The sequence below is a fragment of the Shimia thalassica genome, from assembly GCF_001458215.1.
GTDB lineage: Bacteria > Pseudomonadota > Alphaproteobacteria > Rhodobacterales > Rhodobacteraceae > Shimia > Shimia thalassica.
In genome coordinates this window covers 1-2,500 of record NZ_CYTW01000009.1, presented here as the reverse complement: position 1 = coordinate 2,500, position 2,500 = coordinate 1, and the positions used below count along the sequence as shown (strand labels likewise).

Sequence of the window (2,500 nt, the reverse complement as noted above, 5' to 3'; positions counted from 1 at the left end):
TAACATGCACTGGAGGACCGAACCCACATCTGTTGAAAAAGATCGGGATGAGCTGTGCCTAGGGGTGAAAGGCCAATCAAACTCGGAGATAGCTGGTTCTCTGCGAAATCTATTTAGGTAGAGCGTCGTACGAATACCCCGGGGGGTAGAGCACTGGATGGGTAATGGGGCCCCACAGGCTTACTGATCCTAACCAAACTCCGAATACCCGGGAGTAATATACGGCAGACACACTGCGGATGCTAACGTCCGTAGTGAAGAGGGAAACAACCCTGACCTACAGCTAAGGCCCCTAATTCATGGCTAAGTGGGAAAGCAGGTGGGACGACCAAAACAACCAGGAGGTTGGCTTAGAAGCAGCCATCCTTTAAAGATAGCGTAACAGCTCACTGGTCTAAATAAGTTGTCCTGCGGCGAAGATGTAACGGGGCTCAAGCCATGAGCCGAAGCTTAGGATGCATTTATTGCATGGTAGCAGAGCGTAGTGTGACATAGGACCTTTCCTCTTTAGCATTCTTCGGAATGTCATGGAGGATTAGGTTCTTTCGATGAAGCCGGCGCGTGAGCGATCCGGTGGAGAGATCACTAGTGAGAATGATGACATGAGTAGCGACAAAGAGTGTGAGAGACACTCTCGCCGAAAGTCCAAGGGTTCCTGCTTAAAGCTAATCTGAGCAGGGTAAGCCGACCCCTAAGGCGAGGCCGAAAGGCGTAGTCGATGGGAATCAGGTTAATATTCCTGAGCCAGGAGGATGTGACGGATCATGAAGGTTGTTCCCCCTTATTGGATTGGGGGGGCCGCTGATTGGTTCCTGGAAATAGCCCTCCATGAGATCGTACCCTAAACCGACACAGGTGGACTGGTAGAGCATACCAAGGCGCTTGAGAGAACTATGTTGAAGGAACTCGGCAAAATACCTCCGTAAGTTCGCGAGAAGGAGGCCCAGTTTCTACGCAAGTATTGACTGGGGGCACAAACTAGGGGGTGGCGACTGTTTACTAAAAACACAGGGCTCTGCGAAGTCGCAAGACGACGTATAGGGTCTGACGCCTGCCCGGTGCCTGAAGGTTAAAAGGAGGGGTGAGAGCTCTGAATTGAAGCCCAGGTAAACGGCGGCCGTAACTATAACGGTCCTAAGGTAGCGAAATTCCTTGTCGGGTAAGTTCCGACCTGCACGAATGGCGTAACGACTTCCCCGCTGTCTCCAACATAGACTCAGCGAAATTGAATTGCCTGTCAAGATGCAGGCTTCCCGCGGTTAGACGGAAAGACCCCGTGCACCTTTACTACAGCTTCGCACTGGCATCAGACACAACATGTGCAGGATAGGTGGTGGGCTTTGAAGCGACGACGCTAGTTGTCGTGGAGCCTCCCTTGAGATACCACCCTTGTTCTGTTTGATGTCTAACCGCGATCCGTTATCCGGATCCGGGACCCTGCGTGGCGGGTAGTTTGACTGGGGCGGTCGCCTCCTAAAGCGTAACGGAGGCGCGCGAAGGTTGGCTCAGAGCGGTCGGAAATCGCTCGTTGAGTGCAATGGCAGAAGCCAGCCTGACTGCGAGACTGACAAGTCGAGCAGAGTCGAAAGACGGCCATAGTGATCCGGTGGTCCCGAGTGGAAGGGCCATCGCTCAACGGATAAAAGGTACGCCGGGGATAACAGGCTGATACTGCCCAAGAGTCCATATCGACGGCAGTGTTTGGCACCTCGATGTCGGCTCATCTCATCCTGGGGCTGGAGCAGGTCCCAAGGGTACGGCTGTTCGCCGTTTAAAGAGGTACGTGAGCTGGGTTTAGAACGTCGTGAGACAGTTCGGTCCCTATCTGCCGTGGGTGTAGGATACTTGAGAGGAGTTGCCCCTAGTACGAGAGGACCGGGGTGAACGATCCACTGGTGTACCAGTTGTTCCGCCAGGAGCAGTGCTGGGTAGCTATGATCGGACAGGATAACCGCTGAAGGCATCTAAGCGGGAAGCCCCCCTCAAAACAAGGTATCCCTGAGGGCCGAGGTAGACCACCTCGTCGATAGGCCGGAGATGTAAGTGCAGCAATGCATTCAGTTGACCGGTACTAATTGCCCGATAGGCTTGATTTGATCCAGTAAAAGACAGACTAAACGCTGTCTCACTTATTGGGACCAAATAAGTCATACACAACAACAGCAAGTCTTGACTTGGACACAAAACGAACTGAGTTTCTTTCTCGGTTTGGTGATCATAGCGCGAGTGAAACACCCGGTCCCATCCCGAACCCGGCAGTTAAGCACCGTAGCGCCGATGGTACTGCGTCTTAAGGCGTGGGAGAGTAGGTCATCGCCAAACCTAGTAAGAAACTCAAATCAACGTATCTCTCTAACGATGACTAATGCCCCAGACAAAATATATCATTTGGGGCGCGTCACAAAAAATGACGCTCGCTTTGGCGCGGGGTGGAGCAGCCCGGTAGCTCGTCAGGCTCATAACCTGAAGGTCGTAGGTTCAAATCCTACCCCCGCAACCA

1 tRNA gene and 2 rRNA genes (1 of these 3 cut by a window edge) are annotated in these 2,500 nt (G+C 52.9%); all 3 read left to right on the top strand.

The features are described 5' to 3' along the window. Positions 1-2,096: ribosomal RNA gene (locus tag PH7735_RS20205) — 23S ribosomal RNA — on the top strand (it extends 734 nt beyond the left edge of the window). 111 nt (positions 2,097-2,207) lie between these two features. Continuing rightward, positions 2,208-2,322: ribosomal RNA gene (gene rrf, locus PH7735_RS20200) — 5S ribosomal RNA — on the top strand. Positions 2,323-2,423: 101 nt separating this feature from the next. Then, positions 2,424-2,500 (top strand) — tRNA-Met (locus tag PH7735_RS20195).